The sequence below is a fragment of the Achromobacter sp. ACM03 genome, from assembly GCF_014851665.1.
Taxonomy (GTDB): domain Bacteria; phylum Pseudomonadota; class Gammaproteobacteria; order Burkholderiales; family Burkholderiaceae_B; genus Achromobacter; species Achromobacter aegrifaciens.
Genome location: NZ_JACVAD010000001.1, coordinates 1682571 through 1707031, shown reverse-complemented (window position 1 = coordinate 1707031; position 24461 = coordinate 1682571). Strand labels below are relative to the sequence as shown.

Below are 24461 nucleotides of genomic sequence, written 5' to 3'. Positions count from 1 at the left end.
TTGTGCTGAAAGAGGGGGCGCAATGAGCCGTTGGACGCCGAAGGTAAAGACCATAGACGCGCTGGAGCGCGGCCTGATCGTGCTGGACGAGGTGCGCGCCACGCAGGGCGCAAGCCTGCAGGAGCTGCATGTGCGCACCGGCTACGCCAAGGCCACGCTGCTGCGCATCCTGGCGACGCTGCAACTGCGCGGACTGATCTGGCGGCGGATCGCGGACGACTATTTTTGCCCCGCCAGCTCGCTCAACGAGCCCAGCCGGCGCGCGCGCGTGCTGGATCTGCTGGGCCAGTGCGCGGCGCCGGAGCTGGACCGGCTGCAGGCGCAGGTACTGTGGCCGTCGGACCTGACGGTGCGCCGCGGCACCGCCATGATCGTGCGCGAAACCAACCGCAGCCAGTCGTACTTCACCATCCGCCGCGACAACATCGGCTTCCAGATCAACATGCTGCGCTCCGCGGTGGGGCGCGCGTATCTGGCGTTCTGCGCCGACAAAGAGCGCGATTCGATCCTGGCCGCGCTGCGCCGCAGCCGCCGCGAGGGCGACGCGCTGGCCCACGATTGCGCCGCCGTGGAGAAAATGCTGGAGCAGACACGCCGCCAAGGCTACGGCCTGCGCGAGCAGCGCTTTGGCGGCGACTACGACAAGACCCGCAAGGATCAGAACGACAGGCTGGAGGCCATCGCCCTGCCTATCCTGGCCGCGCCGGGGCGGCTCTACGGCTGCGTCAACATCGTGTGGATCCAGGGCGTACGCACGGCCGAGCAGATGGTGGAGCAGTGCCTGGAGCCGCTGTGCCGCACGGCGCGGGCCATCTCCGCCGGGATGAACCGGCGCGATTGAAGCCGTTCAGGCCTTGGCGGCCTTCGCCTCTGCGCGCGCCTGCGCGATGATGGCGCGGGCGGTCCAGCGCGCTACGTCCGTGAGTTCGGCCAGCTCCAGTTTCCAGATGTCCTTCAACACCAGGAACACCTCCGTCCCATAGACCAGCGACAAGGCCTGGGCCACGCGGTCCAGCTGGGCCGGGGTCAGCTCGGGCGCCAGCGGCGCGATGGCGCGCCTGAGGATGTCGACGCGATGGCCGCGCACCAGCCGGGGTTCGGTTGCGGCGCGTCCGGCGCTGGCTTCGGCGTGCTGCTGCAGCGACACCATGATGGCGGCGCGCAGCGGCGCTTCGTGCGCTGCCAGCCGGGGGTAGGCGAAGCGCAGCAGTTCGTCGATGCGGTCGGCGGCGTCGGGCGCGGCAGAGTCCCAGGCCAGGATGGGCCCGAGGCTCTCGTCCACCACGGCTGCGATCAGCGCGCTCTGGCTGGGAAAGTAGCGATAGGCGGTGGCGCGCGATACCTGCGCGTGTTCGGCCAGTTCGGCCACCGACGGCGTGATGCCCTGGGCCATCAGCCGCTGCGCCGCATCCAGCAGGATCTTGCGCATGCGCGCGCGCGGCCCGTGCGGCGGTTCGCCGCTGGCGGCGGCTTGCGGACTGGCCGGCGCGATCAGGCGCGCCGTGCCGGCCGCGGAGGGGGCGGGAGTTTGACGTGAGACAGGTGTCTCAGTATGATTCTTTCGTCTCATTTCTAGATTCTACAGGCCTCGCGGCCTCACATATCGAGGCGCGCACCGAGTGTAGCCGCCCGCGGAGGAGTCATGACGCATACGAATCGGCGGGTCTACGTGGCCGCCACCTATGACACCAAGGGCCAAGAGGCTGAGTACGTGATGGACCTGCTGCGCCGGGACGGACTGGATCCGGTGTCGGTGGACGTGTCCACTTCCGGCGCCGCCAGCGCGGCACAGGTGCAGGCCAGCGAGGTGGCCGCCAGCCATCCGGGCGGCGCCGGCGCGGTCTTCACCGGCGACCGTGGCACGGCCATCGCGGCCATGGCGCTGGCGTTCGAACGCTACGCGGCCGGCAACGCCGGGATAGGCGCGCTGCTGGGCCTGGGCGGCTCGGGCGGCACCGCGCTGATCACGCCCGCCATGCGCGCGCTGCCGATCGGCACGCCCAAGCTGATGGTGTCGACGATGGCCTCGGGCAATGTCGCGCCCTATGTCGGGCCCTCGGACATTGCCATGATGTATTCCGTGACCGACGTCGCGGGCCTGAACCGCATTTCCCGCCGGGTGCTGGCCAATGCCGCCGGCGCGATCGGCGGCGCCTTCAAACAGGCGGCGAGCGCCACGGCCGATGACGGCCGGCCCGCCGTGGGCATCACCATGTTCGGCGTCACCACCGCCTGCGTGCAGCAGGTGACGCCGCTGCTGGAGTCCCGCTACGACTGCCTGGTGTTCCATGCCACCGGCACGGGCGGGCAGTCGATGGAAAAGCTGCTGGACAGCCATCTGCTGGGCGGCGTGCTGGACCTGACCACCACCGAAGTCTGCGACTTCCTGTTTGGCGGCGTGCTGGCCTGCACCGAGGACCGCTTCGGCGCAGTGGCCCGCACCGGACTGCCTTACGTGGGCTCCTGCGGCGCGCTGGACATGGTGAATTTCGGCGCCATGGACACCGTTCCGGAACGCTACCGCGGCCGCAAGTTCTATCCGCACAATCCGCAGGTGACGCTGATGCGCACCACCGTGGAAGAAAACACCCGCCAGGGCGAGTGGATCGCCGCCAGGCTGAATCAATGCCAGGGTCCGGTGCGCTTCCTGATCCCGGAGGGCGGCGTCTCTGCGCTGGACGCGCCGGGACAGGCGTTCTGGGATCCGGAAGCCGACGCCGCGCTGTACGCGGCGCTGGAGGCGAATCTGGTGCAGACCGCCGACCGCCGCCTGGTGCGCGTGCCGTGCCATATCAACGACCCGCTCTTCGCCCAGACCGCGGTCGACCAATTTCTTGAAATCGCTACACACTGAGGACCGCCGCCATGCCGCGCTTTGACCGCAACGAACTCCTGGACAAGTATCGCGCCATGGTGCGCTCGCGCACGCCCATCGTCGGCGGCGGCGCGGGCACCGGCTTGTCGGCCAAGTGCGAGGAAGCGGGCGGCATCGACCTGATCGTGATCTATAACTCGGGCCGCTACCGCATGGCGGGGCGCGGGTCGCTGGCGGGGCTTCTGGCTTATGGCAACGCCAACGAGATCGTGGTGGACATGGGGCGCGAAGTCCTGCCGGTGGTGAAGAAGACGCCGGTGCTGGCCGGCGTCAATGGCACCGATCCGTTCTGCGATTTCGACGTGTTCCTGGACGACCTCAAGCGCCAGGGCTTTGCCGGCGTGCAGAACTTTCCCACCGTGGGCCTCATCGACGGCACCTTCCGCGCCAACCTGGAAGAGACCGGCATGGGCTACGCGCTGGAAGTGGACATGATCCGCCTGGCCCACAAGAAGGGCATGCTGACCACGCCCTACGTGTTCAACGAGGACGACGCCGTCGCCATGACGAAGGCCGGCGCCGACATCATCGTGGCCCATATGGGCCTGACGACCGGCGGCTCGATTGGCGCCGAGACCGCGCAGACGCTGGACGGTTGCGTGGCGGCCATCGACCGCATCGCCGCTGCCGCGCTGGCGGTGCGCCCGGATATCATCGTGCTGTGCCACGGCGGTCCCATCGCCACGCCCGAAGACGCGGCCTACGTGCTGCGCGCGTGCAAGCATTGCCATGGCTTCTATGGCGCCAGCTCGATGGAGCGGCTGCCCACTGAACAGGCACTGACCGCGGCAACGCGCGAATTCAAGAGCCTGACGTTCTGATTCCGTCGCTTCCGACGTTTTCTCCATCCCTGGGCCGCGCGCCCGCAGGAGTCCGCATGCCGCATACCGTACACGTCAGCGCCATCATCCACGCGCCGCTTCAGAAAGTCTGGGCGAGTTTCCGCGACTTCAACGGCCTGGCCGCCTGGCATCCCGGCATCGCCGAAAGCCGCCTGGAAGAGGGCGGCCGCCATGACGCCGTAGGCAGCGTGCGGCACCTGTCGCTCAAGCCTTCCGGTTTCGTCCGCGAGCAGTTGCTGATGCTGGACGATCCGGGCACGGCGCTGCGCTATTCCATCATCGAGACCGACCTGCCCATGCGCGATTACATCGCCGGCGTGTCCCTGCATGCCGTCACCGAGGGCGGCCACACGCTGGTGGAGTGGTGGGCGGATTTCCGCGTCGAGGGCGCGGAGCTGAGCGACGTGGCCAACGCCGTGGGCCGCAACGTGTTCGCGGCGGGGCTGGCGGCGCTGGATGAGAAGCTGCGCGGAGCCTGATCGCGCCGAGCCTGTCTTTCAGGCTTTCAAACCCTTGGCCGGCATGCGCTTGCAGCCGGCCGGCAGCGGCGCGCTGCGCAGGTAGTCGTGGATGGCGCGAATCAGCGCCTGCGCGGCGGGGCTCAAGGGGTATTCCTTGTGCCGGATGATGCAGACCGTGCGCACGACAGTGGGCCGCGCCAGCAATGCGTAGGCCAGTCCCGGCTCCATTACCCGCTGCGCGGCCAGCGCAGGCAGTAGCGCCACGCCCAGGCCGGCCTGGACCAGCGCCGCCTGCGAGGTGGTGCTGGACGCTTCGTAGAATGGCGCGCCGGCTTCTATCGGCAGGTCGGCGCGGGCGCGCAACAGCGCCATGATGCCGGTCTCGTCCACCACCCCCACCAGTTTGCGGCCGGCCAGGTCCGACCAGCGCATCGTGCCGTCGCGCGCGGGGCGCAGGCTGGCGTCGTCTTCCCGGTACAACACGCCGAAACGATCTTCCAGCAGGGCGTCGAACTGCAGGCCGGGCGCGTCGGCCCAGCGGCTGGTCAGGCCGAAGTCGACCTCGCGCGCGGCGACCTTGCGCTGGATGCGGCCGGAGTTGTCATCGCTGAGATACAGGCGCACCGCCGGGTAGCGGGCGGAAAACGCCGCGGCGGCGGGCGCGATGATCTGCGTGATGGCAGACGGCGCTGCCGCCACCCCGACCCGACCGCGCTCCAGCGCGCCATAGCGCTGCACGTCGTCTATCACCCCATCGAAATCCGCCAGCAGCCGCATGACGCGCGGCAGGAATTCCTCGCCGGCCGCCGTCAGCAGCACGCGCCGGCTGGTGCGCGCGAACAGTTGCGTGGCGAGCGCGTCTTCCAGCTGCCGCACCAGGCTGGTCACCGACGACTGCGTCTGGAAGAGGCGCTTGGCCGCGTGCGTGAAGCTGGATTCCTGGGCCACCGCGACGAAGGCGGTCAGGTGCTTCAGGGTGACGTGCTTGGGCAGACGATTCATTTCAAATAGCGATAGATGGATCAATAAAAACAATTTTCCCAGATTGATCCGGCCGACGATACTAGACCCTTTCGGCGTCCGCTGGCCTGGCGTATCCGCCGGCGACACCCTCAAGGCGGGAGCACCATGCGGCAGGAACCTCTGGATCTGATCATTGAAGGCGGCTGGGTCATCGACGGCCTGGGCGGCCCACGTCGGCGCGCCGACGTGGGCGTGGCGGGCGAGCGCATCGCCGCCATCGGCGACCTGTCGGGCAGGACTGCCACGCGCCGGGTGGACGCGCGCGGCAAGATCGTGGCCCCCGGCTTCATCGATGTGCATGGCCACGACGACCTGATGTTCGTGGAGCGGCCCGGCCTGGAATGGAAGACCACCCAGGGCATCACCTCGGTGGTGGTGGGCAATTGCGGCGTGAGCGGCGCCCCGGCGCCCTTGCCGGGCAATACGGCCGCGGCGCTGGCCCTGTTGGGGGAGACGCCGCTGTTCGCCGACATGCAGGCCTATTTCGGCGAGTTGCGCGCGCAGCAACCCATGATCAATGTGGCGGCCCTGGTGGGGCACGCCAACCTGCGACTGGCCGCCATGCGCGACCCGGCGGCCCAGCCTACGGCCGAAGAACAGGACAGCATGCAGCGCATGCTGGACGAAGCCCTGGCCGCGGGCGCGGTGGGCTTCAGCACGGGCCTGGCCTACCAGCCTGGCGGCGCGGCGCGTCCCGCTGAACTGGAGGGGCTTGCGCGGGTGGCGGCGGCGCGCGGCGCCATGCATACCAGCCATATCCGCAACGAAGGCGACGAGGTCGAGGCGGCCGTCGACGAGGTGCTCTCGGTTGGTCGTAACACGGGTTGCGCCACCGTGCTGTCGCACCACAAATGCATGATGCCGCAGAACTGGGGCAAGAGCCGCGCCACGCTGGCCAACATCGACCGCGCGCGTGGCGAGGGCGTCGAGGTGGCGCTGGACATCTACCCGTACCCCGGCAGCTCCACCATCCTGATTCCAGAGCGCGCCGAGACCATCGAGGACATACGCATCACCTGGTCCACGCCCCATCCCGAATGCGGCGGCCAGTTTCTCAGCGACATTGCGGCGCGCTGGGGCTGCGACAAGACCACCGCGGCGCAGCGGCTGTGTCCCGCGGGCGCGATCTACTTCGCCATGGACGAGGCCGAGGTCCAGCGCATCTTCCAGCACGAATGCTGCATGGTGGGCTCGGACGGCCTGCCCAACGACGCGCATCCGCATCCCCGGCTGTGGGGCAGCTTTACGCGCGTGCTGGGCCGCTACGTGCGCGAGGCCGAGCTGATGACGCTGGAGACCGCGGTCGCCAAGATGACTTCCCTGCCGGCCCGCGTGTTCGGCCTGGCCGGGCGCGGCCAGCTGAGCGAGGGCGCCTGGGCCGACATCGTTGTGTTCGACGCCGACACGGTCGAGGACCGCGCCACCTGGGAGGCGCCGACGCTGGCTTCCGCGGGCGTGGAGCACGTGCTGGTCAACGGCCAGCAGGTCTTCCCGGCCGAAGCCGGCATGGCCCGCCCCGGGATGGCCCGCCCCGGCAAGATCCTGCGCCGTGAAGCAATGGCGCAAGCCGCCGCCGGCGCGGCCACATAAGAATTCCAACCATCCGTACAGGAGACATACCCATGATGCGCAAGACTTGCGTAGCCCTGGCGCTGGCCGCCATGCTGCCCGCCGCCCACGCGGCTTTTCCCGACCATCCCATCACGCTGATCGTGCCGTTCCCGGCGGGCGGCCCGACCGATATCGTGGGCCGGCTTGCGGCCGCCAAGGCGGGCGAGATCCTGGGCCAGCAGATCGTCGTGGAGAACCGCACGGGCGCGTCCGGCACCATAGGCATGACCGCCACCGCACGGGCCAAGCCGGACGGCTACACCGTGGGCCTGGCCACCGTCAGCACGCACGGCACCGCGCCGCACCTGTTCCCCAAGCTGGCTTACGATCCGGTGAAGGATTTCACGCCCGTCAGCAACCTGGTCACCAGCCCCAACATCCTCAGCGTGAATCCGCAGTTTCCAGCCAAGACGCTGGCCGAGTTCGTCGAGCACGTGCGCGCCAATCCCAACAAGGACGGCTATGCCAATGCCGGCGCGGGCGGCGTGAACGACCTGGGCATGATCTGGTTCCTGCAGATCATCGGCGGCAAGATGAACAGCATTTCCTATCGCGGTTCGGCGCCCGCGCTGACCGATACGGTGGGCGGCGTGGTGCCGGTGATCTTCGACAATTTCCCGTCGTCGCTGCCCTATCTGAAGAGCAATCACCTGCGCGCCCTGGCCATCACCGGCGCCCAGCGCAACCCGCGTCTGCCGGACGTGCCGACGTTCGCGGAGCAGGGCTACAAGGATTACGACGTGACGGCCTGGTACGGCGTGGTGGGACCTGCCGGCATGCCTGACGACGTGCGCGACAAGCTGGCCGACGCCTTCGCCCGCGCCGTGCGCGATCCGGCGACCGCGGCCAAGATGGAAGAGACGGGCGCGTTCCCGCTGGGCAATACTCCGGCCGAGTTCGGCCAGCAGATCCGCGCCGAGCGCGACCGCTGGAAGACAGTGATCGAGAAGGCCGATATCAAGCTGCAGTAAACGCAGCTCAGTACACGTCGCGGCGGTAGCGGCCGTCGCGCTGCATGGCCTGCAGGCGCGCGGCGCCCAGTATGTCCTGCAGGGCGGCGTCCACGCCGCCGGCCATGCCTTGCAGGCTGCCGCAGACGTAGATCGCGGCGCCGGCATCGGCCCAGGCGCGCACGGCCTGGGCCTCATCGCGCAGATGGTGCTGCACGTAGCGGCGGTCGGCCTGATCGCGCGAGAACACCGCGTCCACGCGTTCCAGCGTGCCGTCGGCGCGCCAGGCGTCGATCTCTTCCCGGCAGAACCAGTCATGCGCCGCATTGCGTTCGCCGAACACCAGCCAGTTGCGACGGCGGCCCGCGGCGCGGCGCGCCTTGATCAGCGCGCGCAGGCCGGCCAGGCCGGTGCCGTTGCCCACCAGCAGCAGCGGACGGTCGTCGGCAGGGGCGTGGAAATTGCGGTTGACGCGCACGCGCAGGTCGATCGCGTCGCCGGGCTGGGCGATGTGGGTGAGCCAGCCGCTGCCCAGGCCCAGCGCGCCATCGGCGCCGCGCATCTGGCGCACCAGCAACTGGATCGAACCGTCTTCCGGCAGCGATGCGATCGAGTATTCGCGATGCGCGAGCAAGGGGCCGCCGGCTTCGCGCCGCGGGCCGATCTCGGCGATGTCGCCGGCCTGCCAGCCGCGCACGCCATCGGCTGGCGGCGTCAGCGTCAGCAGGTAGCAGGGGCCGCCCTGGCTATGTGGATTGAGCTGCTCGCGCGCGGCCAGGCGCCAGGATTCGTACACCGGCGCCTGCCAGTCGGGCAGGTCGCTGCGTCCGGCCAGCAGGCCCAGGTGGTGTTGCCAATGGCGCAGGGCGGCGGGGTCGCCGTTGTCGACTTCCACCAGGTCGAACAGCGGCGTCGCGCCCTGCGCGTGCAGCCAGTCGTCCAGGCGATGGCCGAAGCCGCAGAACTGGGCGTATTCGCTGTCGCCCAGCGCCAGCACCGCGTAATGCGCGCCGGCCAGCGCCGGGACCGTCTGCTGCATCTGTTCGGCGAAGGCCGCGGCGGCGTCGGGCGGATCGCCTTCGCCATAGGTGCTGACCACGAACAGCATGCGGCGATACGCCGCAAGACGCTTGGCATCCAGCTGTTCCAGCGAGGCCACGCGCACGGCGAGGCCGCCCGCGCGCAGGGATTCGGCGGTCTGCGCCGCCAGCGATTCGGCATAGCCGGTCTGCGTGGCATAGGCGACCAGCAACGTGTCTTCAGGGACGGGCGCCTGCAGGGCTTGCAAGGCCTGCTCCTGCTGCGCCTGATGGCGCTTGGCGCGGCGGCGGGCCCAGACGCACAGAAGCAGCCAGGCGCCCACCACGCATGCTGCCGCGATCAACCGGGTTGCTGGCATGTCGTCAGGCTATGGCGGCAAGCGCCTGGAATGCGGGCGTGGCGACGACGCGCCACGCGTCGCGCTCGCGCAGGATGAACAAGGCCGCCAGATCGTGGCGGCGCGCATAGGCCAGGCCCTCGTCTTCGCCCAGCACGGTCAGGGCGGTGGCGAGCGCGTCGGCCTGCATGCATCCGGAATGCAGCACGGTGACCGAGGCCAGATTGTTGCGCACCGGCAGTCCGGTGCGCGGATCGATGGTGTGGGCGTAGCGCTCGTCGCCGTTGCCCGCGTGGCGGCGGTAATCGCCCGAGGTGGCGATGCTGCGGTCGGATAGCGGCAGGGCCAGCGCATGGTCGTCGCTCGCGTCCGGCACTTCGATCGCGACGCGCCAGGGCTGGCCGTCGGGCCGTTTGCCGCGCGCGCGCAATTCGCCGCCCACTTCGACCAGGTATTGGGTGATGCCCAGGGCATCGAGCGCCATCGCGGCGCGGTCCACGCCGTAACCCTTGGCGATGGAGGAAAGATCCAGATAGGCGCCGCCCGGCTGCAGCGCGGCGTGGCGTTCGGTGTCGAGCCGCACGCGGCGCCAGCCGCAGCGCGCGCGCGCCGCCTCGATGGCGGCAGGCGCGGGCGGCTCGAAGGCGCGCTGGTGCGGTCCGAATCCCCAGGCGTTCACCAGCGGTCCTACCGTGGGGTCATACGCGCCGCCGGAGTCCCCGGCCAGCGCCAGCGCGTGGCTCAGCACATGGAAGAATTCCGCGGGCAATTCCTGCCAGCCGGCCGCGGCCTGGTTGTAGCGCGTGATGTCGGAATCCGCTTCCCAGGTGCTCATCTGGGCGACCACTTCGTCCAGTGCCGCCTGGATGGCATGGCGCGCCGCGGCTTCCGTGCGTCCGGCCGGCAGCGCCATGCGCGCCGACCAGGTGGTGCCCATGGTGGCGCCGGCCAACGCCGCGGGCGCCGCCGGCATTGCCGGCATGGCGCCATAGGCGACGCGCACGGCCGCGGCCGGCGCGCCGCGCTGGGCGTAGGAAGGAGAGTTGGCCATGCGCCTGCGGCGGCTTAGGGCTGCAGCACTTCGACCGTGCCCGCGTAGGACAGGCGGCGCTTCTTGGCTTGCGGCACGCTGACCTTGGCGTCTTCCATGCCGGCCTCGATCCAGTACAGGCCGGGCTGCGGCCACTTCACGGAGAACTTGCCGTCCTTGTCCGTCTTCAGCTGGATTTCGCCGACCTTGTCGCGATAGCGGCTGCCGCCGGGCACCACGTTGACTTCCAGTTCGGCGGCGGGCTTGCCGTCCAGCAGCATCTGGAAGGTGGCGGGCTCGTCGGTGAACAGGTCGTTCGGGTGGGTCACGGGCGCCAGTTCCAGGCCGCGGCCGACCGGCTTGACGGCCGAAGGCTTGCCGGCGGTCACGAAGGTTTCGACGCGGCCCAGGCTTTGCGAGACTTCCAGTTCATCGGCCTTGGCCGGCACGGCCTGCGCCAGGCCTTCGGGCTTGCCGAAGTAGCGCTTGTTCTTGCCGTCTTCCTTCCAGCGCGCGAACACGCCGTCGTTGACCACGGCCACGCGGTAGGTACCGGCCTGCTTCAGTTGCAGGTCGAAGGTGCTGCGCAGCTTGCCCTTGTTGATGTTCTCGGCTTCGGCGGCGCTGCCGTCCGGGGCAGTCACGGCCAGGCCGTCCAGGCGCAGCGGGGCGTGGTTGAAATAGAACTTGTCGTTGCCGACGGCGGCGTCGACGGTGACCCAGCTGTCGGTGCCCGACAGCACCGTCGAGGACGGCACCATCCAGACGTCATGCGCCTGGGAGGCGAAGGGCAGGCACAGCGCCAGGGCGGCGGCCAGTTTGGCGGCGGATTTCATCGTTGCGCTCCTAGGGGATCTCAAGGTTTCAGGTCGAGCGCGATGGCGCCCAGTTCGTGTTCGCCGCGCGCGGTCAATTGCTCGGCTTTTTGCGGCGGCCATTGGAAGGGAATGCGCAGCAGCTCGCGGCCGCCGACTTCGCGTGCGGCTTCGACCACCACGGCGTACTGGCCGGGCTTCAGGCCCGACAGCGGCTTGCTGGCCGCGTCAAAGCTCAGCGCATGCTTGCCCACGGGCTTGGTCGCGCCGCTGACGCCGTCCACCGGGAACTGCTGGTTGCGGCCGCTGCGGCGCCACCATTGGCGCATGTCCTTGAGCCATTCCGTGCCTTCGTTGTTCTTCTTGGCCACGTCGTACCAGACGGCCAGGTCGCTCGCGACGCTCTGATCCGGGTTTTCGATCCAGATCGCGACGTAGGGGCGGTGGTACTCCGCCACGTCCAGGCGCGGGATCTCGATGGACAGGCCGATGTCGGCCGCTTGGGCCGTTCGGGCGATCAGGCCGGCCAGCAGGGCCGACAGCAACAGCTTGCGCATGGAAATCTCCAGGGGCGGATCGTTGGAATCAATGTATGAAAAGCAGGGCCAGCACCACCGGGATCACCACGCCCAGGCCGACCATGGGCCAGGTCGCGCTGCGGTTGCCGGCGTGCATCTTGAGCAGCACCAGTCCGGTCAGCGAAAAGACCAGACAGGCGACGGCGAAGATGTCCAGGAACCAGCTCCAGGCCAGGCCGGTGTTGCGCCCCTTGTGCAGGTCGTTCAGGTACGAGATCCAGCCGCGGTCGGTGCGTTCGTATTCCACGTCGCCGCTGGCCAGGTCGATGGACAGCCAGGCGTCGCCGCCAGCGCGCGGCAGCGACAGGTAGACCTCGTCGGCCGACCACTCGGCCGGTTTGCCGGCGGCGGAGGCATCCAGCGTCTGGTCCAGCCATTGCGCGACGGGCGCGGGCAGCGGCGCCTTTTTTTGGGCTGGCGGGGGGGACAGTTGCTGCAGCACGGCGTCCGGCATGCGGGCCTCGCGGCTGGTCACGACCGCCCGGGACTCGATATGCGAGGCATTGTTCAGGGTCAGGCCCGTCACCGCGAACAACAGCATGCCCAGCAGGCACAGCGCCGAGCTGATCCAATGCCATTGGTGCAGCGTCTTGAGCCAATAGGCCCGGCGGCGGGGAGTGGGTTGACTGTCCATGGGGTATAGGGTGAAAGCCCGCGGATTCTAACATTTAATGAGAATGACTCTTATAAATGCCTCCGTGGTCCGCCCAAGGAAATTTCAATTGGTTTCGGGGCAAGCGTCGGCAGAAAAGGGCGCGTCGTGGCGCCTGCCTGCCAGCGGCGATAAGATAGGCCACCCGTTACAAACACCGGAGGTCGTCATGCTTGAACAGCAAGTCGTGGATCAGATCGGTCGTCATTGGGGTTGGGTGGCGTTGCGCGGCGTCGTCGCCATCCTGTTCGGGCTCATGGCCTTGCTCATGCCTGCCATCACCTTGTCCGCGCTGGTGCTGGTGTGGGGCGCTTTCGCGCTGGTGGACGGCTTGCTGGCCCTGGTCGCCGGCGTGCGCATCCGCGACAACGGCAAACCTTTGTGGGCGCTTATCATCGTGGGCCTGCTGGGGATCGCGGCCGGCATCGTCACCTTCCTCTATCCAGGCCTGACCGCGCTCGTCCTGCTCTACATCATTGCGATCTGGGCGCTGGTGTCCGGCATATTCCAGGTTGTCGCCGCCATCCGTTTCCGCAAGGACATCCGCAATGAGTGGTTGCTCGGCCTCTCGGGCCTGGTGTCCATCCTGTTCGGCGGCATGCTGATCATGCAGCCGGGCGCGGGCGCGCTGGCGCTGGTCTGGGTCATCGGCGCCTACGCCGTGTTTTTCGGCATACTGCTGCTGGTCTTTTCCTTCCGCCTCAAACAGCACAAGGCGTCCTGAAATCCGATGTCCGCATACCAAACCCTGATTCCCCTGAATTTCCTGGCCGTGGGCCTGGGCGCCATGTTCGGCGCCTGGACCCGCTGGCTGGTCAGCATGTGGCTCAACGTGGAGTCCTGGCCCTGGGGCACCTTCGCGGTGAACCTGGCCGGCGGGTACCTGGTCGGATTGGTCCTGGCGCTGGTGGCCGGGCATCCCGAATGGCCGGCCTGGGTGCGGTTGGGCGCGATCACGGGTTTCATGGGAGGCTTGACCACGTTCTCGACCTTTTCGGCCGAGACGGTGGCGATGCTGGAGCGCGGCGCCTACGCCAGCGCGCTGGGCTATGCCGGGTTCAGCCTGATCGGGTCGCTGCTGCTGACGGCGGCCGGGCTGGCCACCGCCAGCCTGCTGCGCTAAGACCTGCGGGCGGCGTTCAGGCTGCTGCCGGATTCAGCACGCGGGCGGCCTGCAGGCCGCTGCGCACCGCGCCTTCGAGCACGCCAGGGTAGCCCGTGTCGGTCCAGTCGCCGGCCAGCGCCAGCGTGGGCCAGGGCGTGGAATTCAATGGCCGGGTCAGGCCCGGCACCGCCGCGAAGGTGGCGCGTTTCTCGATGAACAGTTCCGCGGCCGTCACTTCCGGCATGGCCGGCAGGCGCGCGGGATGGCGCGCCGCCTGTTCGGCCACCTGGTCGATCAGCGCTTCGATGACCTGCCGGCGGTTGCGTTCCGCGATGCCGGTGGCCGCGCTGGTCACCACGGCCAGTTCGCCGGCCTTGGTGTCGCCGGCCAGCTGCGCGCGGTCGAACAGCCATTGGCCGTAGTGGTCGCGGGCGGATTCCTCGCGCAGCATCATCATGGGTTCGGGCAGGCGCCAGGGATCCTGCAGCCGCAGGTTCAGCGTGGCGATGGGCATGTACTCGAATGCCTTGAGCGCATCCAGCAGCCCGGTGGCGCCCGCTTCCCGCAGCGGGGCGTCGAGCAGCCGCGCGGCAAAGGCGGGCGGCACCGCCAGCACGGCCGCGTCGAACCGTTCCTGGTTGATGTCGATGCCTTCAGCGGACGGGCGGAGCTGGCGCACGGTGCTGCCGTAGCGCATGGTCACCTGGCGCGCGGCGGCGTCGGGCCAGAGCGCGGACAGGTCGGTGCAGGGCAGCAGCATGTCGCTGTTTTCGCGGCTGCCGGTCAGGCTGTCGCGCAGCACGCGCGCGAACAGCGCGGCGCTGGCCGTGGCGGTTGGCGTGTTCAGCGCGGCCAGGCATAGCGGTTCCCAGACCTGGCGGATCAGTGCATCCGATTGCGCGTGGTAGTGCAGCAGGTGCAGGACGGTCCATTCGCGCGGCGGCGTCCAGGCCATGGTCTTCAGGCCGCGCATCAGGCGCAGCGTCGCCAGGCGGTCCTTCCAGGCCAGGCCGCGCGCGCGCAGGATCGCCGCCGCCATGTGCAATGGGGCCGGCAGCCGCGGCGCGGCCAGGCGGAAGCGGCCGTCCAGGCTGGCCAGCTGCAGCGGCCGGCGCATCAGCAAGGCGTCCGGGTTGCGGCCGACGCGGCGCATCAGCGCCAGCGTGTGCTTGTAGGCGCCCGACAGCAGGTGCTGGCCGTTGTCCAGCGGCGCGTCGAAATCGGTGTGGAAGACGCGCCGGGCGCGGCCGCCCGGCGTATGGCCGGCTTCGAAGACGGTGACTTTGGCGCCGGCTTCGCGCAGGGCGACGCTGGCTGCCAGGCCAGCCCAGCCAGCGCCGATGACCGCGGCCTTCACCGCGCCAACCGGCGGACCAGTCCGCGTCCGCCGCCCACCCAGGTCTTCCAGGCGAGCCACAGCTTGCGCAAAGGGGTGAGCGAGATGCGCTGATGCAGCACCTGCCAGTTGTCGCGCTCGATCTCGTCGAGCAGCGCGTGGTAGATGGCCGCCATCATCAGGCCCGGGCGCTGCGCGCGGCGGTCCGCCTCGGGCAGGTTGCTCATGGCCTCGCGGTACAGTCCGCGGGCGCGCTCGGCCTGGAACTTCATCAGCGCGCTGAAGCGGTCGGAGTACTCGCCGTTCAGGATGTCCGAGGCCTTGACCTCGAATTGCTGCATGTCGTTGACCGGCAGGTAGATGCGGCCGCGCCGGGCGTCGTCGCCCACGTCGCGGATGATGTTGGTCATCTGGAACGCCAGGCCCAGCTTTTCCGCGTAGACCAGGGTCTTGGGGTCGGAGTAGCCGAAGACGCCGGCCGACAGTTCGCCCACCACGCCGGCGGCGTGCCAGCAGTATTTGCGCAGGCCCGGCCAGTCCAGGTAACGGGTCTGGTCCAGGTCCATTTCCATGCCGTCGATGACGGCCAGCAGGCGTTCGCGCGTGATCGAACAGCTTTGCAGGTGCGGCTGCAGCGCGCGCGTCACCGGGTGGTCCGGATTGCCGTTGTACATCTGGTCGACCTGCGTGCGCCACCAGGCCAGCTTGACGCGGGCCAGCGACGGGTCGGTGCATTCGTCGACCACGTCATCCACTTCGCGGCAATACGCATACAGCGCCGTGATGGCGCGCCGCCGCTCGGGCGGCAGGAAGAGGAACGAGTAGTAGAAGCTGGAACCGCTCTTGGCGGCTTTCTCCTGGCAATATTCGTCAGGGGTCATATCAGGTAATTGCGCGCCACAACATGATGGCCCAATCTTTGGCGCCCAATTCGGGGCGATTCATGAATACATCGTAGCCGCCCGCCTCGATACGCTCCAGCACGCGCAGCCCGCCTTGCACCACCAGACGCAGCTCCAGGCCCATGCGGCCCGGCAGGCGGCGCGCTAGCGGAGCGCCGAAGTGTAGCAGTGCGCGGGCGCGTTCGACTTCGAAGGCCATCAGGTCGCGCCAGGCGGGCGTCAACCGGCAGGCGGCCAGGTCCTCGTCCGTCACGCCGTGGCGACGCAGGTCTTCCTGCGGCAGGTAGACGCGCTGCTTGTGCCAGTCCACCCGTACATCCTGCCAGAAATTCACCAGCTGCAGGCCGGTGCAGATGGCGTCGGCCTCGGTCACGTTATGCGGATTGGTGGCTTCGAACAGGTGCAGCATCAGCCTGCCCACAGGGTTGGCGGAGCGGGTGCAGTAGTCCGCCAGCGTGGCGTAGTCTTCGTAGCGCTTGACGCTGATGTCCTGTTCGAAGGCGGACAAAAGGTCGTAGAACGGCGTGATGGGCAACTGGTGGCGCGCGATGGTGGCCGCGAGCGGCACGAAGATGCCGGCCAGTTCGGGCGAGCCGGGTTCGGGCGTGGCGCCTGGTTCAGCGCCGATGCGGTGCAGCTCGGCGCGGAACGCGGCCAGCTGGCTCAGCCGTTCCGCATCGGTGGCGCTGCCTTCGTCGGCGATATCGTCCGCTGCGCGGGCGAAACGGTAGATATCGGTCACGGCGCCGCGCAGCCTGCGCGGCAGCAGCAGCGAGGCGACGGGAAAGTTCTCGTAGTGATCGATGGGCATATTTGGAATTGCGGATCTGGCCTGGAGGCCTGGACCGATCCATTTTAGAGTAGTCGCATTCCGGCGGCACGGCGCCATGCCGTGCGGGACGCGGATCAGTTAGACTTAAGCGCCACAGGATCCCACACCATGCCGCGTCCCATATCCGCCACCGTCTCCGTTTCCGCGCTTGCGCACAATCTTGCGGCCGTGCGCCGCCACCTGGACCAGACGGCCGCCGCGGCTTCCGGCCTGCCGCCCTCGATCTGGGCAGTGATCAAGGCCAATGCCTATGGACACGGCATCGAGCAGGCCGTGGCCGGCTTCTCCAAGGCCCAAGGCCTGGCGATGCTGGATCTGGACGAAGCGGTGCGCTGCCGCGAGGCGGGCTGGGGCGGCCCCATCCTGCTGCTGGAAGGCTTTTTCGAACCCTCCGACCTGGACATCGTCGACCGCTACCACCTGAGCACCACGGTGCACAACCGCGAGCAACTGGACATGCTGGCCCGCGCGCGCTTCTCGCGCCGCGTCGACATCATGCTCAAACTGAACAGCGGCATGAACCGCCTGGGCTTCAGCCCCGCCGCCTACGCCGCGGCGCATGAGCGCGCCATGCTGCTGCAACAGCAGGGCGTGCTGGGCTCGGTGGGCAAGATGACCCATTTCGCCTGCGCCGACGGCCCCCAGGGCGTGAACGAGCAACTGGCGGTATTCAATTCGGTGACGCATAAGATGCCGGGCGCCATCAGCGTCTGCAATTCGGCTGCCACGCTGCGCTTCGCGGAGATCGCGGTTGCCTCGGAAACCCAGGCGCACTGGGTGCGCCCGGGCATCTGCCTGTATGGCGCGTCGCCGTTCGCGGACGCCGAAGCATCTTCCTTCGGTCTGAAACCGGCCATGTCGCTGCGATCGGAAATCATTGCCGTGCAGGATTTGAAAGCCGGCGATTCGGTGGGCTATGGCGCCATCTTCCGCGCCGACCGCTCCATGCGCATCGGCATCGTGGCCTGCGGCTATGCCGACGGCTATCCGCGTCACGCCACCACCGGCACGCCGGTGGTGGTGGCCGGCATCCGCACCCAATTGGTGGGCCGTGTTTCCATGGACATGCTGATCGTCGATCTGGGGCCCGTCCCCGCCGCCGGCGTCGGCTCCCCCGTGTCGCTCTGGGGCGAGGAAGGCCCCTCCGTGGACGAGGTGGCCCTGGCCGCCGGGACCATCGGCTACGAGCTGCTGTGCGCCCTGGCGCCGCGCGTTCCGGTCACCCGGGACGTCTGAAAAGGGCCGGTCCCTTGCGGCCGGGCAGGCTGTCCGGCAGGCAAGAATTGCTACGCAATTTACAAGACAGGTGGCGCCGGATGGTGTCTACTTGGAAGACCGGGCGCCCAAGCGCCCGTTTTTTACCAAGAAAACAGAAGCGAGGTTTCAACCCATGAAGGACAAATGCGTGCTCGTCACGGGCGCCACCAAAGGCATAGGCTGGGCGCTTACTCAGCGGCTGTCCGACATGGGCTGTCATGTGGTGGGCATCGCGCGCAACACCACCGACGTGGACTTCCCGGGCTACCTCTATGCCTGTGACCTGGCGGACGCCGGCCGCACCGAAGAGGTGCTGCGCGAGATCCGCGAGAAATTCCCGGTCGACGCCGTGGTCAACAACGTCGGCATCGTCTCGCCCCAGCCGCTGGGCGAGATCGATCTGGCCACGCTGTACAACGTGCTCGACCTGAACGTGCGGGTGGCGGTGCAAGTCACCCAGGCCTTCATCGAATCCATGAAGGTGCGCCGCGCTGGGCGCATCGTCAACGTGGTCAGCCGCGCCATCCACGGCGGCCTGGAGCGCACCGCCTATTCGGCCGCCAAGAGCGCGCTGGTCGGCTGCACGCGCACCTGGGCGCTGGAACTGGCCGAATACGGCGTCACCGCCAACGCGGTGGCCCCCGGCCCGATCGAAACCGAGATGTTCCGCGCCACGCGGCCTGCCGGCAGCGACGCCGAAAAGCGCGCGCTGGCCTCCGTGCCCATGAAGCGTTTGGGCACGCCCGCCGAAGTGGCGGCCGCGATTGCATTCCTGCTGTCGGACGACGCCGGCTTCATCACCGGCCAGGTGCTGGGCGTGGATGGCGGCGGCAGCCTGGGCGGCCGTTCCTGACGTTTTCAGGCTTGTTTTCAGCCTTTCACTGCGCTGCGGAACGCCGCGCCCAGGGCCGTCAGCGCATCGCGCGCGCGGCCATCCCTGACCCTGGTGTGCAGTAAGACCGGCAGTTGCGGCAGGGCAGGCAGTCCCATCCTCGGGCCCGCGTCGACCGCGCCGAAGGGCAGCATGCGCGGAGACAGCGCCGCAACGCCGAGTCCCGCCATCACGGCGGACGCGACCGCCATTACGCCGCCGCCCACAAAAACTTCCGTCCACGGTATGCCCGATTCGTCGAGCAGTTGTTCGGCGATGGCGCGCACGCCGCAAGGTTGCGCCATGGTGGCCAGGGGCAGCGGTTCGCCTGCCCGGTGCTGCCAGTCGGGCGCCGCGTACCAACCGAATTTTTCCTTGGTCAGGACCTGGCCGTCATCGCGTCCCGCATGCAGGCGCACGATCACCGTATCGAGTTCGCGCCGGTCGTAGCTCTGGAGCAAATCGCCGGATGAGGCAATCCGGATTTCGATCAGCAACTGGGGATCCGCCGCGTTCATGCGCGCGATCAGCGCCGGCAGTTCCGGTCCCGCCACGTGTTCGCTGATGCCGACGGCAAGGCGCTGCCTGTCCTCGGCAGCCGCGGACAGCGCACGGTCATGCGCCGCCAGCAGTTCGCGCGCCTGTCCAAGAAAGGCGGCGCCCCTGGCCGAAAGCTCCACATACCGCGGCGTGCGTTCGATCAGGCGGAAACCGAGCCGGTCCTCGAGCCGCTTGAGTTTCAGGCTGATGGCGGCCTGCGTCGTCTGCAGGACTTCGGCGGCGCGCGTGAAGCTGCCCAGTTCGGCAATGCGGACAAAGGCCCTGACCGCGGCGATATCCAGTGGGCGTTCAGTCATTTCAAATGCTTATCATTGAAATATAGAGCCATAGCTTATCAGAATGGCTAACATGAAATGGCACAACAACGGAGAACCACCATGCCGCTAGTCCATGTCTCATTGCGCGCTGGCAAGCCGCAAGCCTATCGCCAGGCCATCTTCGACAATATCTATCTGGCCATGCGCGAAACGTTCAATGTTCCCGAAGACGACCAATTCATGACCATGACCGAGCATGAGGCGTCGAACTTCCGCTATAGCCCGACCTACATGGACGTGGCGCGCAGCGACGACCTCGTCTACATCCAGATCACGGCGAACAACACGCGCAGCCTGGAACAGAAGAAGGCGCTGTTCCAGCGGATCGCGCAGCGCCTGGGCGAAGATCCCGGCCTGCGGCCCGAGGACGTGTTCGTGAACCTGGTGGAGGTGGCGAAAGAGAACTGGTCTTTCGGTTACGGTCTCGCGCAATACGCCTGAGACCGGGAGGCGGCTGCGGCGCTACGCGCCCAGCGCGCCAGCTTCCACCCGCAGCGCGTCCAGAAAGCGCTGCAGCGCCGGCGCCGCTTCAACCTGCGCGCGCTGCACCACGCCTACCGGCGGCAGGTTCCAGTCGGGGCGGAATCTCAGGATGGCCAGCACGCCCAGCGCGGCATAGTGCTGCGCCACCGCGCGCGGCATGGCCGAAAGCAGGTCGCTGCTGCGCAACAGCACCTCGTTGGCCAGCAGCGATACCGATTCGGCCATGGGCGCGCGCAGCGTCAGTCCCTGTTCGGCGAAGTAGGAGTCGATGCGCTGGCGCAGTGGCGCCTGGGGCGGCGGCAGGATCCAGTCCTGCCGCGCCAGCGCAGCGGCGGTGATGCGGGTGGACTTGGCCAGCGGATGGCCGACGCGCGCCACCACGCAGATGGGCTCTTCGTACAGGACCTCGGTACGGAACACGGGCTGTGTCGCGTCCAGCATCAGGCGGCCCAGTACGCAATCGAGTTCGCCGCGCGCCAGGCCGGCCAGCAGCGCGTCGTGCGCGCCTTCCTGCAGCATGACGGTGACGCCGGCATGGTCGGCGCGCAGGCGCTGCAGGGCGCGCGGCACCAGCACGGGCAGGGCCACCTGCTGCACGCCGACGCGGATGCGGCCGCTGGCGCCGGCGGCCAGCGCGGCGATCTCGTTGCGCGCGCCGGACAGGTCGGACCAGAGCACATCCGCCTTGCGCGCCAGCGCATGGCCGAAGCCCGTGGGCACGATGCCGCGGCGCGTGCGCTGGAACAGCGGCACGCCGAACATGTCTTCCAGTTCCAGCAGCTGCTTGCTGGCCGCGGGCTGCGTCATGCCGAGCTCGGCCGCAGCCTTGTGCACGCTGCCCAGGGCATAGAGGGCGCGCAGCAGGTCCAGGTGGCGCATGCGCAGGCGTCCGCCAATGTGGTGCAGTTCGGGAATGCGGGGCGTGGCAGGCATTTTTTGCAATTCCTGTTGGTTATCACAGCATTCTAATAATTGATTAGATTGTATGCACCCCATCCCTATACTGGATCGCAGTTCAACCGACCTGTGCAAAAGGGGAAAACATGAAGATCACGATGCTGGGAACCGGAGCCGCGCTGCCCGATCCCGACCGGGGCCAGTCCGCCATCCTGCTGACCCTGGATGACGATACCCACTACCTGTTTGACTGCGGCGAGGGCGCCACGCGCCAGATGGTGCGCGCCAACGTCGATCCGGCCAAGGTCGGCTTCGTGTTCCTGACGCACCTGCACCACGACCACATCTGCGACTATCCCTACTTCGTCATCTCCAGCTGGATGCTGAACAAGACCGGCGCGCCGCTGGTGCTGGGGCCGAAGGGCACCCGCCATTTCGTCGATCACCTGTTCGAGAACGGCGCCTACCACACCGACTACCAGGCGCGCAGCGCCTATCCGGTACGCCAGGCCAATCTGGAAGCCATGCGGCCCGAGGTGCGGGAAGTCAGCCCCGGGCCGGTGTTCGACGACGGCAGGGTGCGCATTTCGGTCGATTGGGTGGAGCACATTCCGCGCGACGTCTGCGAATGCTTCGGCGTGCGGGTGGAGGCCGAAGGCAAGGTCATCGCGTTCAGCGGCGACACCGCGCCCTGTGAAGCCATGGTGCGCCTGGCGCAGGACGCAGACCTGTTGATCCATGAATGCACCTTTCCAGAATCATTCATCGCGCACCGCGCCAAGACCGGCGTGGGCACCTATGCGCACACCAGCCCCACGGACCTTGGCATCATCGCCAGCCGCGCGGGCGTCAAGAGCCTGGTGGCGACGCACTTCGGCCATTTCGATTCGACCAGTCCGGTGATCAAGCGCGCCGCGGCCAAGCATCTGCCGGTGGAACTGATGGGACCGCACTTGATGGACGAGATCGTGGCCGACATCCGCAAGAACTATTCGGGCCCGCTGCGGCTGGCCCATGACCTGATGCGCATCGACCTGTAGCATCCGCGAGGAAAACCTGCCGGCCGCCGGGCCGGCGCGCGCGGGCATGGCCCGCCGGCCAGGGAGAACACCATGACGTACCGGACTTGCGCCGTATCCGTTTTGCTTGCCTGGGGCCTGGCGGCATCGCCGCTGGCCGCCCGGGCGCAGTATCCCGATCATCCCATCCGCGTCGTCCTGCCGTACGCGCCGGGCGCGGCGGGCGACGTGGCCATGCGCCAGATCCAGCCCTTGCTGGAAAAGCGTCTGGGCCAGCCTCTCGTCGTCGATTACAAGACGGGCGCCGGCGGCAACATCGGCGCGCTGGAGGTGGCGCGCGCCAAGCCCGACGGCTACACGCTGGTGCTGGGCGCGACCAACAACTTCGTCATCAACCAGTTCCTGTACCGCAAGCTGGGCTTCGATCCGCTGGCCGACCTGGAGCCGGTGGGCAAGCTGGCGGACGTGCCGGCCTTCGTCTACGTCAGCGCGCAAGTGCCGGCGCAGGACTACGCGCAGTTCGCGCAGTATGCGCGCGCGCAGGCCGGCAAACTGAACTACGGATCGCCGGGCATGGGCACTACGCCGCATCTTTCCGGCTACCGCCTGTCGCATGCCATGGGTGCGGGCATGACGCACATCGCCTACCGCGGTTCCTCGCCGGGGGTGCAGGCCTTGCTGGCCAACGAGATCCAGATGTACATCGGCGGCTACAGCATCGCCGCGGCCTACATGCCGCAGGGCAAGGTGCGGGCCTTGGCGGTGGCGGCTCCCGAGCGCTTTGCCGGCCTGCCCGACGTGCCGACCGCGGCCGAGGCTGGCATGCCGGACGTGGTGCAGGGCAACTGGTGGGGCTTTGCCGCGCCCAAGGGCACGCCGCCCGAGCGCGTGGCGCGCTTTGCCGACGTCTTGCACGAGGTGCTGGCCTTGCCGGAGGTGCGCCAGGCGTTCCTGGCGGGCGGCTTCGTACCGGGACAGGATACGCCCGCGTCGTTCGCCTCGGCCTGGCGCAGCGAAGCGCCGCAATGGCAGGCGGTGGTGCGTGAATCCGGCGTGGTGCTGGACAACTGAGGAGCGGGACATGAAGTACACGCGCCGCGGTTCAGGCCGCCCGCTGTTCCTGCTGCATGGTTTCTGTTCATCGTCCGCGATCTGGAGCGGCCTGTTGGGCGCGCTGGCCGAGGAGCATGACGTGATCGCCGTGGATTGGCCGGGCTTCGGACGCGGCGCGCAAGCGGCTCCCTTGCAGGGTTTGCCGGCCTACGCGGACGCGCTCGTCGCGCTGGCGGATGAACTGGGCATCGCCAGCTTCGACGTATTGGGGCATTCGTTCAGCGGCTTCGTTGCGCAGCAGCTGCTGTGCGCGGTTCCGGGGCGCGTCGGCCGTGCCGTGCTGTACGGCGCGGGCTTGAGGGTAGATGGCGCCGCGCGCTTTGAGCCCATGGACCAGACCTTGGCGCGCCTGCGCGCGGACGGCCCGCGGGCCACCGCCAGGCGCGTGCTGGGCGCCTGGTTCCGGCAGGGGGAGCAGGCGCCGGCCTACGCGGGCTGCCTGGAAGACGGCATGTCCATGAGCGCAGCCGGCGCGGCCTCGATGATCGCGGCGGTTGCGGGCGTGGACTACACGCAGGCGCTGGCGGTGGTGCGCGCGCCGGTGCTGGTCATATCGGGCGAACTTGAACGCAGCCATCCGCTGCCCTCGGCGCTGGCCTTGCGCGCCGCCTTGACCCACGGCAGCCTGTGCGTGCTGCCGGACTGCGGGCATGCCGCGCACCTGGAGCGCCCGCTATTGTTCAATACCGCCGTGCGCGAGTTCCTGGCGGGCCGGGACGGTGCGCCCCGGCCTGCGGGTCAGTAGGGACCCTTGGCCGCCACGGGGGCGGCCGCGTTCTTGAATTGGCCCGCCAGCTGTTCGGCCGCGCGCGCCAGCAGGGTTGCGTCCACGCCCACGGCGACGAAGGTCGCGCCCAGCGACAGATAGTGCTTGGCGCGGTCCACGCCGCTATGCAGGATGCCGGCGGCCTTGCCGCTGCGCACGATGCGCAGGATGGCGTCGTCGATCGCCTTGACCACTTCCGGATGCTCCGGCTGGCCCAGGTAGCCCATGCTGGCCGAGAGGTCGGCCGGGCCGATGAAGGCACCGTCCACGCCGTCCACCGCGAGGATCTCTTCCAGCGCGTCCACGCCGCGCGGCGTTTCGATCTGCACCAGAACGCACATTTCGTCATTGGCGCGGCGCAGGTAGTCGGGGATGCGGTTCCAGCGCGACGAACGGGCCAGCGCGCTGCCCACGCCGCGCACGCCTTGCGGCGGATAGCGCACCGCGGCCACGGCGGCCGCGGCTTCTTCCGCGGATTGCACCATGGGCACCAGCAGCGTCTGCGCGCCGGTGTCCAGGATCTGCTTGATCTGCACCGCGTCGTTCCAGGCCGGCCGCACCACCGGAGCGACCGGATAGGCGGCCATGGATTGCAGCTGTTGCAGCGTGGTCTGCAAGGTGTTGGGCGCGTGCTCGCCGTCGATCAGCAGCCAGTCGAAGCCCGCGCCGGCGATGATTTCGGTGGAGTAGGCGCTGGCCAGGCCCGCCCACAGGCCGATCTGGGGCTTGCCGCTGCGCAGGGCCTGCTTGAAGGTGTTGGTCAGTATGTCCATGGATGGTGGCGTGG

27 protein-coding genes are annotated in these 24461 nt (G+C 68.5%); 14 read left to right on the top strand and 13 right to left on the bottom strand.

Annotated features, from left to right (window positions below; all coding sequences use genetic code 11):
• Positions 1-22 precede the first annotated feature (22 nt).
• Positions 23-841, top strand: a complete 819-nt coding sequence (locus IB257_RS07835) for an IclR family transcriptional regulator C-terminal domain-containing protein (protein ID WP_156337347.1) — start codon at positions 23-25, stop codon at positions 839-841.
• A 6-nt stretch (positions 842-847) separates the two neighbouring features.
• On the opposite strand, the gene IB257_RS07830 is transcribed toward IB257_RS07835, so the two are convergent.
• Positions 848-1495, bottom strand: coding sequence for a TetR/AcrR family transcriptional regulator (locus IB257_RS07830; RefSeq protein WP_054453648.1), 648 nt, complete (start codon positions 1493-1495; stop codon positions 848-850).
• 147 nt (positions 1496-1642) lie between these two features.
• On the opposite strand from IB257_RS07830, the gene IB257_RS07825 reads away from it, so the two are divergent.
• The 3 genes from IB257_RS07825 to IB257_RS07815 are packed head-to-tail and all read left to right on the top strand — an operon-like array spanning position 1643 to position 4196.
• Positions 1643-2854: a Tm-1-like ATP-binding domain-containing protein gene (locus tag IB257_RS07825; RefSeq protein WP_054452480.1), complete on the top strand. Its 1212-nt coding sequence runs from the start codon at positions 1643-1645 to the stop codon at positions 2852-2854.
• Between the two features lie 11 nt (positions 2855-2865).
• The gene (locus IB257_RS07820; protein ID WP_175164168.1) at positions 2866-3696 is read left to right on the top strand and encodes a phosphoenolpyruvate hydrolase family protein; all 831 of its coding nucleotides are present in this window, start codon (positions 2866-2868) and stop codon (positions 3694-3696) included.
• 56 nt (positions 3697-3752) lie between these two features.
• Positions 3753-4196: an SRPBCC family protein gene (locus IB257_RS07815; protein ID WP_054452474.1), complete on the top strand. Its 444-nt coding sequence runs from the start codon at positions 3753-3755 to the stop codon at positions 4194-4196.
• 18 nt (positions 4197-4214) lie between these two features.
• On the opposite strand, the gene IB257_RS07810 is transcribed toward IB257_RS07815, so the two are convergent.
• A complete protein-coding gene (locus IB257_RS07810) occupies positions 4215-5180 on the bottom strand; it encodes a LysR family transcriptional regulator (RefSeq protein WP_054452471.1) in 966 nt (321 codons plus the stop codon).
• Between the two features lie 126 nt (positions 5181-5306).
• On the opposite strand from IB257_RS07810, the gene IB257_RS07805 reads away from it, so the two are divergent.
• Both IB257_RS07805 and IB257_RS07800 read left to right on the top strand, forming a co-directional pair.
• On the top strand, positions 5307-6791 hold the full coding sequence (locus tag IB257_RS07805) for an amidohydrolase family protein (protein ID WP_175164169.1): 1485 nt from the start codon (positions 5307-5309) through the stop codon (positions 6789-6791).
• 32 nt (positions 6792-6823) lie between these two features.
• Positions 6824-7783: a tripartite tricarboxylate transporter substrate binding protein BugE gene (locus IB257_RS07800; RefSeq protein WP_054452466.1), complete on the top strand. Its 960-nt coding sequence runs from the start codon at positions 6824-6826 to the stop codon at positions 7781-7783.
• 7 nt (positions 7784-7790) lie between these two features.
• On the opposite strand, the gene IB257_RS07795 is transcribed toward IB257_RS07800, so the two are convergent.
• Genes IB257_RS07795 through IB257_RS07775 form a run of 5 tightly spaced genes read right to left on the bottom strand, consistent with a single transcriptional unit; the run spans position 7791 to position 12197 of the window.
• Complete coding sequence (locus IB257_RS07795; RefSeq protein WP_119449288.1) at positions 7791-9161, bottom strand: sulfite reductase subunit alpha; 1371 nt, start codon at positions 9159-9161, stop codon at positions 7791-7793.
• Positions 9162-9165: 4 nt separating this feature from the next.
• Positions 9166-10191 carry an FAD:protein FMN transferase gene (locus IB257_RS07790; protein ID WP_175181448.1) on the bottom strand — a complete coding sequence of 342 codons (1026 nt, stop codon included), beginning with the start codon at positions 10189-10191 and terminating at the stop codon, positions 9166-9168.
• 14 nt (positions 10192-10205) lie between these two features.
• Entirely contained in the window at positions 10206-11006 is an 801-nt protein-coding gene (locus tag IB257_RS07785) for a DUF4198 domain-containing protein (RefSeq protein ID WP_054452460.1), read from the bottom strand.
• Between the two features lie 20 nt (positions 11007-11026).
• A complete protein-coding gene (locus IB257_RS07780) occupies positions 11027-11542 on the bottom strand; it encodes a DUF2271 domain-containing protein (protein ID WP_054452457.1) in 516 nt (171 codons plus the stop codon).
• A gap of 28 nt (positions 11543-11570) precedes the next feature.
• Positions 11571-12197, bottom strand: coding sequence for a PepSY-associated TM helix domain-containing protein (locus IB257_RS07775; protein ID WP_054452454.1), 627 nt, complete (start codon positions 12195-12197; stop codon positions 11571-11573).
• 187 nt (positions 12198-12384) lie between these two features.
• On the opposite strand from IB257_RS07775, the gene IB257_RS07770 reads away from it, so the two are divergent.
• Both IB257_RS07770 and crcB read left to right on the top strand, forming a co-directional pair.
• Positions 12385-12939, top strand: a complete 555-nt coding sequence (locus IB257_RS07770) for an HdeD family acid-resistance protein (protein WP_192492111.1) — start codon at positions 12385-12387, stop codon at positions 12937-12939.
• A 6-nt stretch (positions 12940-12945) separates the two neighbouring features.
• Positions 12946-13338: a fluoride efflux transporter CrcB gene (gene crcB, locus IB257_RS07765; RefSeq protein WP_054452448.1), complete on the top strand. Its 393-nt coding sequence runs from the start codon at positions 12946-12948 to the stop codon at positions 13336-13338.
• Positions 13339-13354: 16 nt separating this feature from the next.
• On the opposite strand, the gene hpnE is transcribed toward crcB, so the two are convergent.
• From hpnE to hpnC, 3 genes are read right to left on the bottom strand one after another with little or no spacing between them, the layout of a single operon-like run.
• The gene (gene hpnE / locus IB257_RS07760; RefSeq protein WP_192328601.1) at positions 13355-14677 is read right to left on the bottom strand and encodes a hydroxysqualene dehydroxylase HpnE; all 1323 of its coding nucleotides are present in this window, start codon (positions 14675-14677) and stop codon (positions 13355-13357) included.
• The gene (hpnD, locus tag IB257_RS07755; RefSeq protein ID WP_054452444.1) at positions 14674-15537 is read right to left on the bottom strand and encodes a presqualene diphosphate synthase HpnD; all 864 of its coding nucleotides are present in this window, start codon (positions 15535-15537) and stop codon (positions 14674-14676) included. The genes hpnE and hpnD overlap by 4 nt, the downstream gene beginning before the upstream one ends.
• Position 15538: 1 nt before the next feature.
• Positions 15539-16369, bottom strand: a complete 831-nt coding sequence (hpnC, locus tag IB257_RS07750) for a squalene synthase HpnC (RefSeq protein WP_054452442.1) — start codon at positions 16367-16369, stop codon at positions 15539-15541.
• A gap of 129 nt (positions 16370-16498) precedes the next feature.
• On the opposite strand from hpnC, the gene alr reads away from it, so the two are divergent.
• Together alr and IB257_RS07740 are read left to right on the top strand one after the other, a co-directional pair.
• Complete coding sequence (gene alr, locus IB257_RS07745; RefSeq protein WP_054452440.1) at positions 16499-17626, top strand: alanine racemase; 1128 nt, start codon at positions 16499-16501, stop codon at positions 17624-17626.
• Between the two features lie 154 nt (positions 17627-17780).
• Positions 17781-18500 carry an SDR family oxidoreductase gene (locus IB257_RS07740; RefSeq protein WP_042794220.1) on the top strand — a complete coding sequence of 240 codons (720 nt, stop codon included), beginning with the start codon at positions 17781-17783 and terminating at the stop codon, positions 18498-18500.
• A gap of 17 nt (positions 18501-18517) precedes the next feature.
• Here the strand turns inward: IB257_RS07740 and IB257_RS07735 are convergent, their stop codons facing one another.
• Positions 18518-19375, bottom strand: coding sequence for a LysR substrate-binding domain-containing protein (locus IB257_RS07735; RefSeq protein WP_054452438.1), 858 nt, complete (start codon positions 19373-19375; stop codon positions 18518-18520).
• An 81-nt stretch (positions 19376-19456) separates the two neighbouring features.
• Here IB257_RS07735 and IB257_RS07730 point away from each other — a divergent pair, with 81 nt between their 5' ends.
• The gene (locus IB257_RS07730) at positions 19457-19837 is read left to right on the top strand and encodes a tautomerase family protein (RefSeq protein ID WP_054452436.1); all 381 of its coding nucleotides are present in this window, start codon (positions 19457-19459) and stop codon (positions 19835-19837) included.
• Positions 19838-19858: 21 nt separating this feature from the next.
• On the opposite strand, the gene IB257_RS07725 is transcribed toward IB257_RS07730, so the two are convergent.
• Positions 19859-20812 carry a LysR substrate-binding domain-containing protein gene (locus IB257_RS07725; RefSeq protein WP_054452434.1) on the bottom strand — a complete coding sequence of 318 codons (954 nt, stop codon included), beginning with the start codon at positions 20810-20812 and terminating at the stop codon, positions 19859-19861.
• Between the two features lie 110 nt (positions 20813-20922).
• On the opposite strand from IB257_RS07725, the gene IB257_RS07720 reads away from it, so the two are divergent.
• From IB257_RS07720 to IB257_RS07710, 3 genes are all read left to right on the top strand, one after another.
• Positions 20923-21816, top strand: a complete 894-nt coding sequence (locus tag IB257_RS07720) for an MBL fold metallo-hydrolase (RefSeq protein ID WP_013394808.1) — start codon at positions 20923-20925, stop codon at positions 21814-21816.
• A 72-nt stretch (positions 21817-21888) separates the two neighbouring features.
• Positions 21889-22866, top strand: a complete 978-nt coding sequence (locus tag IB257_RS07715; protein ID WP_192352304.1) for a tripartite tricarboxylate transporter substrate binding protein — start codon at positions 21889-21891, stop codon at positions 22864-22866.
• Between the two features lie 10 nt (positions 22867-22876).
• A complete protein-coding gene (locus tag IB257_RS07710) occupies positions 22877-23653 on the top strand; it encodes an alpha/beta fold hydrolase (protein WP_192492110.1) in 777 nt (258 codons plus the stop codon).
• Here the strand turns inward: IB257_RS07710 and hpaI are convergent.
• Positions 23647-24447 (bottom strand): 4-hydroxy-2-oxoheptanedioate aldolase, encoded by an 801-nt coding sequence (gene hpaI, locus IB257_RS07705; RefSeq protein ID WP_054452428.1) that lies wholly within the window; start codon positions 24445-24447, stop codon positions 23647-23649. The two genes, IB257_RS07710 and hpaI, sit on opposite strands and share 7 nt — an antisense overlap.
• Between the last annotated feature and the right edge of the window lie 14 nt (positions 24448-24461).